This is a genomic window from Pseudomonas sp. R1-15 (assembly GCF_051132085.1).
Classification (GTDB): domain Bacteria; phylum Pseudomonadota; class Gammaproteobacteria; order Pseudomonadales; family Pseudomonadaceae; genus Aquipseudomonas.
Window position 1 is genome coordinate 5,307,483 of the sequence record NZ_CP071660.1, and the last position, 14,613, is coordinate 5,322,095.

At 61.5% G+C, this 14,613-nt stretch carries 13 protein-coding genes; 9 read left to right on the forward strand and 4 right to left on the reverse strand.

The window, feature by feature from the left end:
* The first annotated feature begins 117 nt into the window (after positions 1–117).
* The 3 genes from J3P97_RS23985 to J3P97_RS23995 all read left to right on the forward strand — a co-directional run bounded on the left by J3P97_RS23985 (position 118) and on the right by J3P97_RS23995 (position 5,712).
* Entirely contained in the window at positions 118–4,920 is a 4,803-nt protein-coding gene (locus tag J3P97_RS23985) for an RHS repeat-associated core domain-containing protein (RefSeq protein ID WP_434672902.1), read from the forward strand.
* Complete coding sequence (locus tag J3P97_RS23990; protein WP_434672903.1) at positions 4,910–5,230, forward strand: contact-dependent growth inhibition system immunity protein; 321 nt, start codon at positions 4,910–4,912, stop codon at positions 5,228–5,230. The genes J3P97_RS23985 and J3P97_RS23990 overlap by 11 nt, the downstream gene beginning before the upstream one ends.
* Before the next feature lie 245 nt (positions 5,231–5,475).
* Positions 5,476–5,712 carry a hypothetical protein gene (locus J3P97_RS23995; protein WP_434672904.1) on the forward strand — a complete coding sequence of 79 codons (237 nt, stop codon included), beginning with the start codon at positions 5,476–5,478 and terminating at the stop codon, positions 5,710–5,712.
* Between the two features lie 12 nt (positions 5,713–5,724).
* Here J3P97_RS23995 and J3P97_RS24000 read toward each other — a convergent pair whose 3' ends face one another.
* Positions 5,725–6,183, reverse strand: coding sequence for a GNAT family N-acetyltransferase (locus J3P97_RS24000; protein WP_434672905.1), 459 nt, complete (start codon positions 6,181–6,183; stop codon positions 5,725–5,727).
* Positions 6,184–6,341: 158 nt separating this feature from the next.
* Here J3P97_RS24000 and J3P97_RS24005 point away from each other — a divergent pair, with 158 nt between their 5' ends.
* The 6 genes from J3P97_RS24005 to J3P97_RS24030 all read left to right on the forward strand — a co-directional run bounded on the left by J3P97_RS24005 (position 6,342) and on the right by J3P97_RS24030 (position 12,199).
* Positions 6,342–6,965 (forward strand): CDP-alcohol phosphatidyltransferase family protein, encoded by a 624-nt coding sequence (locus J3P97_RS24005; protein ID WP_434571567.1) that lies wholly within the window; start codon positions 6,342–6,344, stop codon positions 6,963–6,965.
* A gap of 10 nt (positions 6,966–6,975) precedes the next feature.
* The gene (locus J3P97_RS24010) at positions 6,976–8,733 is read left to right on the forward strand and encodes a bifunctional alpha/beta hydrolase/class I SAM-dependent methyltransferase (protein WP_434672906.1); all 1,758 of its coding nucleotides are present in this window, start codon (positions 6,976–6,978) and stop codon (positions 8,731–8,733) included.
* A complete protein-coding gene (locus tag J3P97_RS24015; protein WP_434672907.1) occupies positions 8,733–10,076 on the forward strand; it encodes a phosphatase PAP2/dual specificity phosphatase family protein in 1,344 nt (447 codons plus the stop codon). The genes J3P97_RS24010 and J3P97_RS24015 overlap by 1 nt, the downstream gene beginning before the upstream one ends.
* Positions 10,066–10,530, forward strand: coding sequence for a hypothetical protein (locus J3P97_RS24020; protein WP_434672908.1), 465 nt, complete (start codon positions 10,066–10,068; stop codon positions 10,528–10,530). Before J3P97_RS24015 ends, J3P97_RS24020 begins: the two co-directional genes overlap by 11 nt.
* A gap of 114 nt (positions 10,531–10,644) precedes the next feature.
* Entirely contained in the window at positions 10,645–11,265 is a 621-nt protein-coding gene (locus tag J3P97_RS24025) for a lysophospholipid acyltransferase family protein (RefSeq protein WP_434571559.1), read from the forward strand.
* A gap of 1 nt (position 11,266) precedes the next feature.
* Positions 11,267–12,199: a phosphatidate cytidylyltransferase gene (locus J3P97_RS24030; RefSeq protein ID WP_135847378.1), complete on the forward strand. Its 933-nt coding sequence runs from the start codon at positions 11,267–11,269 to the stop codon at positions 12,197–12,199.
* A gap of 81 nt (positions 12,200–12,280) precedes the next feature.
* Here the strand turns inward: J3P97_RS24030 and J3P97_RS24035 are convergent, their stop codons facing one another.
* From J3P97_RS24035 to J3P97_RS24045, 3 genes are read right to left on the reverse strand one after another with little or no spacing between them, the layout of a single operon-like run.
* Positions 12,281–13,438, reverse strand: coding sequence for a glutathionylspermidine synthase family protein (locus tag J3P97_RS24035; RefSeq protein ID WP_434672909.1), 1,158 nt, complete (start codon positions 13,436–13,438; stop codon positions 12,281–12,283).
* Between the two features lie 12 nt (positions 13,439–13,450).
* The gene (locus J3P97_RS24040) at positions 13,451–14,152 is read right to left on the reverse strand and encodes a DUF1190 domain-containing protein (RefSeq protein WP_434571557.1); all 702 of its coding nucleotides are present in this window, start codon (positions 14,150–14,152) and stop codon (positions 13,451–13,453) included.
* 19 nt (positions 14,153–14,171) lie between these two features.
* On the reverse strand, positions 14,172–14,600 hold the full coding sequence (locus J3P97_RS24045; RefSeq protein WP_434571556.1) for a DUF350 domain-containing protein: 429 nt from the start codon (positions 14,598–14,600) through the stop codon (positions 14,172–14,174).
* Positions 14,601–14,613 lie beyond the last annotated feature (13 nt).

Below are 14,613 nucleotides of genomic sequence, written 5' to 3' on the forward strand. Positions count from 1 at the left end.
CCGACAACGTAGCGGCAATTAAAGAAACGCCCTACACGCGCTGCTTCTTTTCCTGACTTATTTCCTTTGCCGCCCCCGGCAAAGTCTCGCGTCTACCCTGCGCCGCGAGATGCCTGCATGCCCTTCTACGAGAAAATCCTTGCCCAGGGCAACGTCATTGGTTCGCTGGTGATGGCAGTCATGGACTCGGACCGTCCCGATGTCGAGGTGGTGCTGGAGGATTTCCGCCAATGCCTGAGCGACTACGACACTTGGGCAGAAGATTTCTGGGCCGGCCGGACGCTGGACATCAAGCAGGCGTTCAAGGTGGGCGACGAGGTCGCGCTGGCGCCTGCAAGAACTGGCGGCAAGCAGGTCAGCTCTATGGTGGCACGGTGTCCGGCGCAGGGCCCGTTGACGCTCGTGCATATGTTCCAGGCCTCGCGTTTCGTGCCAATCGGCGACACGCCGGTGATGCTGGAGCCAATCCTTGGCGGCGAGCCGGGGAAGGAAACGTTTGGCGAGGCAGTCCGTCACGACATCGGCCCCAGCGGCATCCTGGAAATACCTGAATGCGACCGCGGTCGGCGTTATCGCATCACCTTTTTTCCTGATCTGACGGCCGATCACGTCACGGCACTGTACGCGTCCTACCAGCAGGTGATCGTCGAGCTCGAAGGCTGGCTGAAAGCCGAGTGGAACGAGTTTCAACCACTGTGGAAGGAATTTTCCGAAAGCAGTTTCCTCAAGCGCATCGACGTATTGCAGCAGGCTCAGTTGCGCGGCTTTGAAGACGCGCTGCATGGGCTATGGGACGACATCAAGCAGGTCTTCGATCTGTTGGCGGACCTGCAGGCCAACAGCGAAAAGTTGCTGGAGTACCTCACCGAGGTCGAACTTGAGCAACTGCTGAAAGCACCGGTAGAGGCGATAGCCAAAGCCTTGATGATCTTGAGCGACGAGCCGTTGCTCTTGGTCTACACGGCGGCCTTCACCAGTTGGCTGCGGATGTTGCCGCCGCAGTACATGGCTGAAGTCATGGGCGAAATACGCGCCGCCATTCTGATCAACTTTCTGTTGGCGCGTTTTACCGGCGGCCTGGGTCTGGGTTTGCGCCTGACCGGCAAAGTGTTGCGCCATGTCCGCTCGGAACGCGCCCGCGAGTGGTTGCAGGCATCCAGCCAGCGATTGGGCCAACTCGGCGGCGGCAGCCTCGACAACCACGCCGATGTACTGAAACCGCTGGTGGTCGGTGGCCGAGGGCCGTCGGTGGGGCCGGCGCCCGTCACGCCGTTGCAGATCACCACTGGGGATTCCGCACCGCTGTCGGTCAGACATCCGGCTCCGATCGTGCGGGAAAAGTCCCAGGCCGCTGCACGGCTGAGCAAGTACGAACCCCACGACGACGCCCCCACCCCATCAAAAAACCCCAACGGCGACCCCGCCGACAGCGCCGCCCAGACCCGCACCGACGGCTGCCCGGTGTCGATGGTCACCGGCGAGGAACTGCTGACCCTGGAGGATGGCACCCTCGACGGGCGCTTGCCCTTCGTCTTCACCCGCCTCTACCGCACCAGCGCCGCCGGGCTGGACATCGGCCTCGGCCGTGGCTGGAGCCATGGCCTGGCCCATCGCCTGGTGATCGAGGGTGAGCAGGTGATCTGGATCGATCAGGAAAACCGCCGCACAACCTTTCCTCGCCCCAACCTTCAGCGCCCGGCGATCCACAACAGCCTGGCCCGCGCGGCGATCTACCTGAGCCGCGAGCCGGACGAACTGATCATCGCCCAACCCGGCGAAGACGCCCCTTTCCTACACTTTCGCGACGGTCATCTGACGGCGCTGAGCGATCGGTACGACAACCGCCTGACCGTCCAGCGCAACATCTATGGCGACATCAGCCGCCTGGACAACGGCGCCCGACGCGGCCTGCGGTTGCGCTACGAGCATCGTCACCTGGTCGCCATCGACTATCAGAGCTTTGACCCGCAACAGCATCCGGACGAAGCCTGGCGCACCGAACAGACGCTGGTGACCTACCGCTACGACGGCCGTTTCCGACTGATCGAGGCGACCAATGCCGCCGGCGAAAGCGAGCGCTACGACTACGACGACCAGCACGTCATCCTCCAGCGGCAACTGGCCGGCGGCGCGAGTTTTTACTGGGAATGGCAAGGCCTCGGCCCAGCGGCGCGCTGCGTGCGGCACTGGGCGTCCTTCGCGCAGATGGACAGCCACTACAGCTGGGGCGAGGACGGCAGCGTCACGGTCCGGCATCGAGATGGCAGCCAGGAGGTGTACGTCCACGACGACCGTGCACGGTTGGTGCGCCAGGTCGATCCCGCTGGTGGCGAACAGCTCAAAGCCTATGACCAGCAGGGCCGGCTGACCGCCGAGCAGGATCCTTTGGGCGCGGTGACCGAATACCGCTACGACGAAGCCGGACGGCTGGTGGCGTTGATTCCGCCTGAAGGCGAGCCGACGTCCTACGAATACCGCAACGGCTTCCTGCACGCCCGACAGCGCGGCAAAGCCGTGTGGACCTACCGGCGCAATGCCCAGGGTGATGTGATCGAGGCCATCGACCCGGATCGTCACAGCACCCTGTACGCCTATGACGCCCAAGGGCAACTGCTCTCGATCCGCTATCCGGACGGCGGCACCCATCATTTTGTCCGCAACAGCCAGGGCCAGCTGACCGAAGAAACCCTGCCCGACGACAGTCAGCGGAGTTTTTCCTACGACACGTTGGGACGGCTGCTGACCCGCCGGGACGAACATGGCGCGATCACCCACTACCAGTGGGACGCCGTCGGCCGCCTGCTGGAAACCACCCTGCCCACCGGCGCCACCCGCGCCTGGAGCTACAACGCCTACGGCAAGGTCACCGCCGAACGCGACGAACTGGGGCGCATCACCCGCTACGAATACGCCGACGACCTGCACCTGATCAGCCGGCGGCTCAATCCCGATGGCAGCGAACTGAAGTATCGCTACGACTCGGCGCGGCTGTTGCTCACCGAAATCGAGAATGAATCCGGCGAAAAATATCAGCTGGCCTACACGCCCAACGGATTGATCCGACAGGAAACCGGCTTCGACGGCCAGCGCACCGGCTACGCCTACGACCTCAACGGCCACCTGCTGGAAAAGACCGAGTTCGGTGCCGATGGCAGCCAGCGGCTCACCGCTTATCAGCGCGACAGCGCTGGCCGCCTGTTGCGCAAAACATTGCCCGACGGCAAACCGGTCGAGTACCGCTACGACGCCCTCGGCCGGCTGGTCAGCGTCGACGACGGCCACTGGCCGCTGGCCTACGAATACGACAACCAGGACCGCCTCGTCGCCGAACATGAGGGCTGGGCCACCCTGCACTATCGCTACGACGAGGCCGGCCGGCTGACCTACTGCCGCCTGCCCGACCGCAGCACCCTCAATTACCGCCACCTCTATGGCGGCGCGCTGCTGGCCATCGACCTCAACGGCCAGTGCCTGACCGAACACCGCTTCACCGGTACCCGCGAGCGCCAGCGCCAGCAAGGCCTGCTGCTCAGCGACTACAACTACGACGAACAGGGCCGCCTCAAGGCCCAGACCGTGTGGCAGACCCAGCAGAAACAACTGTTCTGGCGCGATTATTCCTACAGCGCCAACGGCAACCTCGCCACGCTGTCCGACACCCGAAACCGACGCGCCTACCACTACGACCCGCAAGATCGCCTGCTGCGCATCGACTACGCCCACAGCCAGCCCCCCGAGCACTTTTCCCACGACCCGGCCGGCAACCTGCTGCTGCACGACCGCCCCGGCCCGACCACGCTCAAGGGCAACCGCCTGCTGATGGAGGGCGATCGCCACTACGACTACGACGCCTACGGCAACCTGGTCCGCGAGCGCCGCGGCAAAGCCCAGTGCCTGGTCACCGAATACCGCTACGACAGCCAGCACCGCCTCATCGGCTTCACCAGCCCGGACGGCAACGAAACGTCCTACCGCTACGACGCCTTCGGCCGACGCATCGAAAAGACCGTGGACGGCCAGACCACCGAATTCATCTGGCAAGGCGACCAGCTCATCGCCGAAAGCAGCGACCATCATTACCAAAGCTACGTCTACGAGCCCGGCACCTTCCGCCCCCTCGCCCTGCTCGAAGGCCAAGGCCCAAAAAACGCCACGCCCTTCTACTACCACAACGACCACCTGGGCACACCCCAGGAACTGACCAGCCACCAGGGCGAAATCGTCTGGGCGGCGCGCTACACCGGCTACGGCAAACTCACCAAACTCGCCCACGGCGCCGGCAAGCAACTGAACCAACCGCTGCGTTTCCAAGGCCAATACCACGACCTGGAAAGCGGCCTGCACTACAACCGGCACCGGTACTACAATCCGGACACGGGCCGGTATCTCACGCCTGACCCGAGCAAGCTGGCGGGTGGGTTGAATGGGTACCGGTACACCCTGAACCCGACGGGGTGGGTGGATCCGTTGGGGTTGGCGTGTCAGTGCCCCGGCGATATCGACGCCGATGGACCGTTTAGCGAAATTGTGCCGGGTGGAGGTTTGGCTGCGCATGAGGCCCGTGGTGGGCATTTGATAGAAAAACATGTGGGGCGTTCCGAAGATCAACTAAGGAGGCGCCTTGACTCGGAGCCTCACGTACCTACCGCTTCTACATTTCCGGATAGGGCTACGGCAGAGTCAGCTGTTTCCAGCGTACTAAGGGCTAGAAAGGCAGATGTAGATGGTTTCTTAAATAACAGATTGAGAACATCGCTTACCTTACAGCAATCGTTTACCTCTCCAGTTGGAGTCGGCGTTATACGTGAAGCTGGAATCCTAGAACCGCTGTCGGTCGTGGTCTTAGTTCTTAGAAAGTCCGACCGATCACCAACGGGATATAATTTACTCACAGGATTTATTGAAAAATATGAAAGATAAATACCCCGAGCTCTTCCAATTTTTTGGATGTTATTTTCATCAAGATTGGATGTGTGAGTCATCAGAACCCGACGAAATAATCAGGGCCTTTGTATTGGACTCCGCACCTGAAATCATAACGATGGTGACAAACGAAATTTATAGGTTGCTAGCAATGGAGCTCAGCGAAGAAAAAATTAAAGAATTTATTATGGATGACATGCCTTGCAATTATTGCTATTGGATGAACTGGGAGTCTGGGGAGTTATGGCTAAAGCACATTCTGAACATACTGAATAATAATGACGCAGCCCCTTTTCATGAACAATAAGGAAGCAGCCGCACGCAGGTCAGCAGGTTGGGAAATGAGAAGCCGGCGCGTCCGGCATCTGGTCAGTTGAGTCATTCTTGCCTAACACACCGCCATCGCGAGCAAGCTCGCTCCCACAACGGCCCACCTAAATACGGGTTGCCCACTCCAAGCCAATCATCGCGTTCGACTGTGCAAAAACGGAACCCAATCCCAACGCGCCCCTCAATCCCAGAGAGACCACGTATCACTCGGAGCGCCCCGTCATGAACCACCCCACCCTGACCTTCGCCCAACTCCACCCCGGCGATCGCTTCACCCAACCCGCCGATCACCGCCTGTTCACCAAACTCACCGAAAACACCGCCCGTGAGCACAGCGTGCATTCGATCAATCTGAAGGAGGAAGGCTTTGGCTACACCGAAGACCCCATCGAAACGTTGCCCGGGGATGCCCCGGTCGTGTACGTCCCGGTCGGAGGGCCGCTGCGTGCTGGGGGCTAGGGCTTATAAAAATCATAAACACCGCGCCATGAGCCATTGCTCCTTGCCCCAAGCCTCGAAGCGCTCCAGCACTTCCCAGCCCAGCCTGGCGTAATAATCCCGTTGGCTGTGGGTGTGCAGGAACAAGGTGGTGAAGCCTGCCTCTTTCGCATGGCTACAGATGCCGTCGATCAACTGCGCCGCAAGTCCTCTGCGGCGGGCATTCGGGCTGGTGAATACGCAGGCCAGCCAAGGGCCGAGGTCGGGGCGTTCAGGCAGATCGTCTCCCGCCACCGAGGCGCCGCCCAACAACTGGTCGTGTTCCAGGGCGATCAGGCATTTCCAGCGGCCATCGCGTTGCCCCGCTGCAAACTCTTCCTGCCAACTGGCGAGCGACTGCTGCGCAAATTCATAGCTGAACTCTCGATAAAGCCACTCGGCCATCAGGTTGCACTTATCCATGTGGTTGATGAGCCAATCCACTCGCAGCATTTCAGCAGTCCTTTTGTAGTCGGTTTTCCAGCGCAAACACCCGCGCAGATGCCTACCCGCGCGCATTCCCAGTAAATACCCACCTGCAAGGCCTCAACCTATCGTAATCTCGCATCTGCACAAGCCCTGCCCCGAATCCGGCCGAGATCCCATTTCAAATGCCTTCCATTTATCAACTCAAACCCGCCTTCCAGAATTTGCTTCGCCCCACCGTCCAACGTCTTTACAACAAGGGTGTCACCGCCAACCAGGTCACGCTTCTGGCGGGTGCTGTGTCGGTGTTGGTGGGGGCGGTAATTGCGTGGTTCGCCAGTCATCCGTGGGTTTTTATCCTGGTGCCTGTGTGGATGTTCCTGCGCATGGCCTTGAACGCGGTGGATGGCATGCTCGCGCGGGAGTTTGGCCAGCAATCGAATCTGGGCGCGTACCTCAATGAGCTATGCGATATCATCGCCGACGCTGCCTTGATCCTGCCTTTTGCCTTGTTTGCCGATACCAGCCTGTTGCTCGTGTTGTTGGTCACGCTGTTAGCGTTGTTCAGCGAATACGCCGGCGTGCTGGGGGCGATGGTCGGGGCTTCGCGGCGTTATGACGGGCCGATGGGCAAGAGTGATCGCGCCTTTGTGTTCGGCGTGCTCGCGACCGGTATTGCCCTGGGTTGGCTTGGGGCGCTGTGGGTTGATGGTGTGATGGCGGTTGTTGCCGCCCTGCTGGTTTATACCTTGGTCAATCGGGTCCGTCATGGCCTGAGCCAGGTGTCGGAAAACGCTCCCTCAGCATAAGGAAGTTGCAATGCGCGAAGCCCAGGAACTGACGTTCACCACCCACGATGGCGTGGAGTTGTTCTACCGGCACTGGCCGGCTGTCGAGGCAGCGACGGGTGAACCCCGTCAGGCTGTGTTGTTGTTTCACCGCGGCCATGAACACTCCGGGCGCATCGCGCATCTGGTGGATGAGCTGGATCTGCCCGGGTTCGAGTTTTTCGCCTGGGACGCACGCGGCCACGGCCAGTCGCCTGGCGAACGCGGCGACAGCCCGAGTTTTGCCACCAGCGCGCGGGATGTGCAGACCTTTTGTGACCACATCGGCGCAACGCACCAGATCGACGAACAGAACATCGCCGTAGTGGCGCAAAGCGTCGGTGCGGTGATCGCATCCACCTGGGTCCACGATTACGCACCGCGCATTCGTTCGCTGGTGTTGGCGTCGCCGGCCTTCAAGGTCAAGCTCTACGTGCCGTTTGCCCGTCCGGGCCTGGCATTGATGCGCAAGTTCCGTGGCAACTTTTTCGTCAACAGCTACGTCAAGGCGAAGTTCCTCAGTCATGACCCGGAGCGGGTGGCGTCCTACGACAGCGATCCGCTGATCACCAAGGCCATTTCGGTGAATGTGCTACTGGGCCTGTACGAAGCCGCCGATCGGGTTGTCGCCGACGCGCAGGCAATCCAGGTGCCGACGCAGCTGTTGATCTCCGGTTCCGACTTCGTGGTGCATCGCAAACCCCAGGAGCAGTTCTTCGAGCGGCTGGGCAGCCTGCACAAGGAAAAACACATTCTGCCGGGTTTCTTCCACGACACCCTCGGCGAGAAAAATCGCGCCCCGGCGATTGCCAGTGCCCGACGTTTTATCCTGCAAAACTTCGCCCGACCGCTGGAGCGCCCTTCCCTGCTGGACGCCGATCGCCTGGGCGTGACCTGCGCCGAAGCCGAAACCCTGGCCACGCCGCTGCCCCACAACTCGTTGCGCGACGTTTACTGGCGCATGACCCGCGCCAGCATGCGTTTTGGCAGCAAGTTGTCCGCCGGGGTGAAGCTGGGCTTCGACACCGGATTCGACTCCGGCAGTACCCTGGATTACGTCTATCGCAACCGGCCCACCGGCACGTCTGCGCTGGGCAAGATGATCGACCAGAACTACCTGAACTCCATCGGCTGGCGTGGCATTCGCCAACGCAAGTTGCACGTCGAAGAATTGCTGCGCCTGGCGATGGGCAAATTGCGCGAGCAGGACCGCGAAGTGCGCATCGTCGACATCGCCGCCGGACACGGCCGTTACATTCTCGAGGCGCTGCAAGGCGTCAGCCCGTTGCCGGAGTCGATCCTGCTGCGCGACTACAGCGACATCAACGTGCGCGACGGCAGTGCGCTGATCGTTGAAAAAGGTTTGGGCGATATCGCTCGATTCGTCAAAGGCGATGCCTTCGACCGTCAGGATCTCGCAGCCCTGGAACCCAAGCCGACCCTCGCCGTGGTGTCGGGCCTGTATGAGTTGTTCGCCGATAACCAGATGGTCGCGGGCTCTCTGGCCGGCCTGGCCGAAGCGGTCGAGCCCGGTGGTTTCCTGGTCTACACCGGCCAGCCGTGGCACCCGCAGCTGGAATTGATCGCCCGCGCCCTGACCAGCCACCGCGCTGGCCAGGCCTGGGTGATGCGTCGGCGCACTCAAGCGGAAATGGACCAACTGGTTGAGGCGGCGGGTTTCCGCAAGATCACCCTGCGGGTCGATGAGTGGGGCATCTTCAGCGTTTCGCTGGCTCAGCGAGTCCAGTAATGAGCGCGGTCATTGCTCCGGTCCGCGAACCCGCGCTGCTGAAACCGGCGGTGCTCTGGCTGCTGTTGCTGGCACCGCTGTTCTTCAGCACCTACGGCTTCGCCACCTGGGTAACGTCCCAGCGTGACGATGTCGGCACGCTGGTGTTCGCTTGGGAAAGCCACATGCCGTTCCTGGCCTGGACCATCGTGCCGTACTGGTCGATCGACTTGTTGTACGGCCTGTCCCTGCTGCTGCCCAACAGCCGCGACGAACTCAAGCGCCACGCCCTGCGCCTGCTCACGGCTCAGGTGATTGCCGTCAGTTGCTTCCTGCTCTGGCCGCTGACGTTCACCTTTCCGCGGCCGGAAATGGACGGGGTGTTCGGCTGGATGTTCGACGTGCTGGCCGGCTTCGACAAGCCGTTCAACCAGGCGCCGTCCCTGCACATCGCGCTGCTGGTGGTGCTCTGGGTCTGCTATCAACGTCATCTGCAAGGCTTCTGGCGCTGGTTGATGCACGGCTGGCTCGCCTTGATTGGCGTGTCGGTACTGACCACTTACCAACACCATTTTGTCGACGTGCCCACCGGTGCGTTGGCCGGTTGGTTGTGCGTCTGGCTGTGGCCGCTGGACCGACCGAGTCCACTGCGAAGTGCACGCCTGACGCGCGACCCGGCGCGCCTGCGACTGGCCTTGCGTTATGGCGTGGGCGCCGCAGTCTTTTTCACGTTGGCGTTCGCCTTCGGCGGCGCGTGGCTCTGGCTGATCTGGCCGGCGGTCGCGGTGCTCATGGTGGCGTTGAATTACCTGACGTTTGGCGCCAGTGGCTTCCAGAAGCGTGAAGATGGCCGGCTGAGCCCGGCGGTGCGCTGGTTGCTGGCGCCCTATCTGGCCGCGGCGTGGATCAATTCCCGCGTGTGGACGCGCAAACATCCGCAGCCGGACCAGGTGGCAGATGGCGTCTGGCTCGGACGAATTCCTACCTCGGCGTCGCTTAAAAGCAGCCCGTTTACTGGCGTGCTCGACCTCTGCGCCGAGTTGTCGATGGACAGCACCGCAATCGCCTATCGCAGCTTGCCGGTGCTCGACCTGACGGCACCGACCGCCGAGCAGTGCCTGAACGCGGCGCAGATGATTGAGCAACTGCGCCAGCACGGGCCGGTGCTGGTCTGCTGCGCCCTGGGTTATTCGCGTAGCGCCACGGCGGTGGCGGCGTGGTTGCTGCACAGCGGTCGGGCCGACAGTGTCGAGGCGGCCATCGCCCGGATCCGCCGTGCGCGCCCGGGTGTCGTATTGCACCCGGCCCATCGCCAGGCGCTGGAACAAATGTCCACAGGTTCGGGGAGTCGTCATGAGCAGTGACATGGAACTGCACACCGTGGCGAGCCTGCTGCGCCGCGGTCATTCGCTGGACCAGCTCTCCACCGGCCTGACCTTGCTGGCGGCGCTGATCGGCCTGGGTCAATGGCTGGTGGGCAGCATCGATCCATGGCTGCTGTTGCTGAGCTTTGGCGTGTTCGTCCTCGGCCTGCAGGAAAAATATCTGGCGTTTCGCGTGGCCTTTGATGCCGATCTGTTTCAGATCGTCGCGGATGCTGGCAAGCCGCTGACCGAACGCACCCAGGCGCTGGACGCCGCCCTCGCCAACCTCGGCCTGCAACCGGTCGAGCGCGGCGGGCGGTCATGGCCCGAGCGCAGCCACGGTTCCATGCGCCTGCTTCGCCGCCAAGCCTGGCTGGTGGCGACGCAAGCGCTGTTGACGGTGGGCTTCGTACTGGCGAGCCCCTGGTTGGTTTACTCGGGTCTGGGTGTTTAAAAACAGCAAGTGAATGGCTTTTGTGGCGAGGGGATAAATCCCCTCGCCACAGTGATGTATTCCGGCCAGTAAGCGTTGTGCAGATATTTATGTTTCTCAGGACAAGGAATCCTCATGTTCGAACCCGTGGTCGCCAACCTCATCACCTCCGCCGCGCGGATGGTCACCGGTGCTCGCAGCCTGTGGCTCGGCTGCGCGCCCACGCCGGTGCAGCGGATCTATTTCGCCAACCACAGCAGCCACGGCGACTTCGTGCTGCTCTGGGCCTCGCTACCGCCGGCGCTGCGCAAACTGACTCGGCCCGTCGCTGGCGCCGACTATTGGCAAACCAGCCCGATGCGCCGCTACATCATCAACCGGGTGTTCAACGGCGTGCTGGTGGATCGCGAGCGCAAGGACCCTTCCTACAGCCCATTGCAGCCAATGCTCGATGCGCTGGAGAACGGCGACTCGCTGATCATCTTCCCCGAGGGCACGCGTAACCCGGATGAAGGCCTGCTGCCGTTCAAGAGCGGGATCTACCACCTGATGAAAAGCCACCCCGAGGTCGAGGTGATCCCGGTGTGGATCGCCAACCTCAACCGCGTCATGCCCAAGGGCCGCGTATTGCCCTTACCGCTGCTGTGCACCACCAGTTTCGGCGCGCCGCTGTGCATCGAAGAAGGCGAAAGCAAAGAGCAATTCCTTGAACGCAGCCGCGCCGCACTGCTGGCGCTGGCCCCGGAGCACGTCTGACATGGATCGATATACCCTGATGTTGTTTGGCGGGATCGGCGCGATTCTGCTGCTGGCTTCGCTGGTCGGTTTCATACTCAAGCTGCGGACCAAAGGCGCACCGAACTCGGTCATCGAGAACCTCAATGCGCGGATCAATGCCTGGTGGATCATGGTGCTGGTGATCGGCATCGCGTTCTGGCTGGGCAACGCGGCGGTGATCCTGTTGTTCTACGCCGTGTCGTTCTACGCGCTGCGGGAATTTCTCACGCTGACGCCCACCCGGCGCAGCGATTACCCAGCCTTGGTGGCGGCGTTCTACCTGGCGCTGCCGCTGCAATACTTGCTGATCTATTACGACTGGTACGGGCTGTTTTCGATCTTCATTCCGGTGTACGTGTTCCTGCTGCTGCCGATCCTCGCGTCCCTTGGCGGCGACAGCACGCACTTCCTGGAACGCGCCTCCAAAGTCCAGTGGGGCTTGATGATCGCGGTGTTCTGCATCTCCTTTGTACCGGCGTTGCTGACCTTGGACATTGCCGGTTTCGAAGGGCGCAACCTGCTCTTGATCGCCTATCTGGTAATCGTGGTGCAACTGTCGGATGTGTTGCAGTACGTGTGCGGCAAGTTGTTCGGCAAGCACAAGATCGCACCGAACCTGTCACCGTCGAAAACCGTCGAGGGCTTTGTCGGTGGCATTTTCCTGGCCTCGCTGATTGGCGGCGCGTTGTGGTGGATCACCCCGTTCAACCCATGGCAGTCGTTCCTCATTGCCTTGCTGATCAACCTGCTGGGGTTTGCTGGCGGCATCGTCATGTCGGCGATCAAGCGCGACCGAGGCGTCAAGGATTGGGGGCACATGATCGAAGGCCACGGCGGCATGCTCGACCGCTTGGATTCGGTGTGCTTCGCCGCACCAATCTTCTTTCATCTGGTTCGGTACTGGTGGACTTGAGATAACTGACATACCGCACACCCCTGTGGCAGCTCGCTCCCATAGGGGTGCAACGCTTGGCCAAAAGCTGTGTGCAGGTAATCAGTCGAGAATCAGATGCGGCAGGAACCGGCTGGAATCCTTGGTGATCAGGCTGTTGTCTTCGCGCACGCCGATGCCGGCCGCCTGGTCGCCGATGACCCAGGAGCCGATCAGGGTGTAGCTGTCGCCAAAGCGCGGCAATGGCGCGAATTCCTGGAGGATGAACGGTGCGTCGGTATAAGGGCCGTCTTCCTTGACGATCAAACCGTCAGCAGTCTGCAGCTCGATGTTGGCGCCTTCCCGGGAAAAGAACGGCTTGCGCACCCAGCCCTTGGGCACGGCTTTGCTCGTGTCGGTATCCAGGTGGGCCGCGAGCAGGTTCGGGTGGCCTTTGTTGAATTCCCACAGCAGCGGCAGAATGCCCTTGTTGGAGACGATCGACTTCCAGGCCGGCTCGAAAAACTGCGTATCGCATTGGGCGATCGCAGCGCCAAACGGCTCGTGGAAGATGAACTCCCAGGCGTGCAGCTTGAACAGGTGTGGAATCCAGCGCTCCTCCAGGTCGACGAAACGCCCGTCACTGTTGAGGCCGATGTCTTCGATATCGATGTGCCGCGATTCGATGCCGACTTTTTCCGCAATCAGGCGCAAGTAGTCCGTGGTGCCCTTGTCTTCCACCGAACCTTTCATCGAGGCGAAATAAAACGGTTCCTTGAGCTGCAACTGGGCAAAGGCCTGGTGCAGCTTGGTATCGATGCTGTTGAACTGGTCGGCATGGGCCGGCAGCACGCCGCGCTCGATGCATTGCTCCAGCCAGCCCCACTGGAACGCCGCCGCTTCGTAGAGGCTGGTCGGCGTGTCGTAGTTGAGCTCCAGCAGCTTGGCGGGGCCGCTGCCGTTGTAGGAGAAATCCATACGCCCGTACAGGTGCGGGTGGCCTTCAAGCCATGAAGTGCGAACCAGGTCGAAGAACGGCGCGGGAATGCTCAGGCGCTCCAGCAATTCTTCGCTCTGGACCACGCGGGCCACGAGGTCCATGCACATCTCATGGATCTCGGTCGTCGGGTCTTCCAGGTCATTCTCGATCTGCTTGAGGGTGAACTGGTAGTACGCGCTTTCGTCCCAATAAGGCTCGTCGTCGATGGTGTGGAACAGAAAGCCGAGCTGCTCGGCCGTCTGTTTCCAGTCAGGACGTTCTGCGCACTGGATCTTCTTCATGGTGCTGGTTCCTCAACCGCCGGAGCTGCTCGATCCGCCCCAACCGCTGCGGGCGCTGGAACTGCTGCCGAAACCACCGCGAGACGTGGAGGAAGCAACGGACATCGGCTTGCTGGTCTTGATGGTGTCGGTGTAGCTGCCGTACCGCGCCTGGTTGGACTTGGTAAAAGTCGAGCCCCTGGAGACACGCTGGCTGAGGGTCGAGGACCCGAAGCTGCCGCGATCATCGCGGTAACGGTAGACCGGCTCGGAGTAATAGCTGTTGCGGTTGCTGCTCAACATGTTGCCGATCAGCATGCCCGTCAGCAGGTTGCCGAAGCCTGAACCACCGACGTTCGCTTCCGAAGCGGGCAATTGGGCCCTGGCGGCGTCCACCTGGGATTGGGTGACTTCGCCATCGGCGCTCAGCTCGAAACCGCCCAGCTTGGGAATGAACTGGCCGGACGAGTCCTGCTGGCACCAATCGGGGACGAAGTCGGCATCGCAATCGGCCTGGCTGGCGTACGTCGGCGCGATGCGACGATGCTCGGCCATGGCGGTCATGTAAGCGTCGGCGCAAATGTCCACCGGCAGCTTTTCATCGACACATTGCTGGACGGACTGGAAGTTGTACTTCTTTTGCAACTTGTAGGTTTTTTCCGTTGGCCCGCAACCGGATATCGCCAGGGCGACCGACGCAGCCAGCGAAAGCTGGACGTACTTGCTTCGTTTCATCGGGATCTCCGTGGCGCAATCAGTTCGTGGAAGGCGTCATGCATGCGGCGTTCAGCATGCCGACGCTGATGGCCACGGCGGCGATGTAAATACCGGCGGCGATCTCACCATTCTTGATACGCGCGGAGGCGCCCTTGAGCACCAGGCTAGTCACCAGGAAGGCCAGCAACTGGACGGCTGCGGCGATCACCGCCCAGACGACGAAATCCAGCAGGCTGATCGAGTAGGCGATCACGTTACTCGCAGGAATGGCGAAACCAACCAGGGCACCGCTCAGGGCGATCGCCGCGGCCACGTTGCCCGAGCGGATCAGCTCGAACTCTTTGTGCGGCGTGACATGGATGTAGATGAACTGAAACAGCGCGAACAGCACGGCCGCGCCGAGGATATACAGGACGAAGCCGAACACGGCAGCCTTGTTCAGGGAAATGGAGAGCGCTTCAAGCATGGAATTCTTCCTT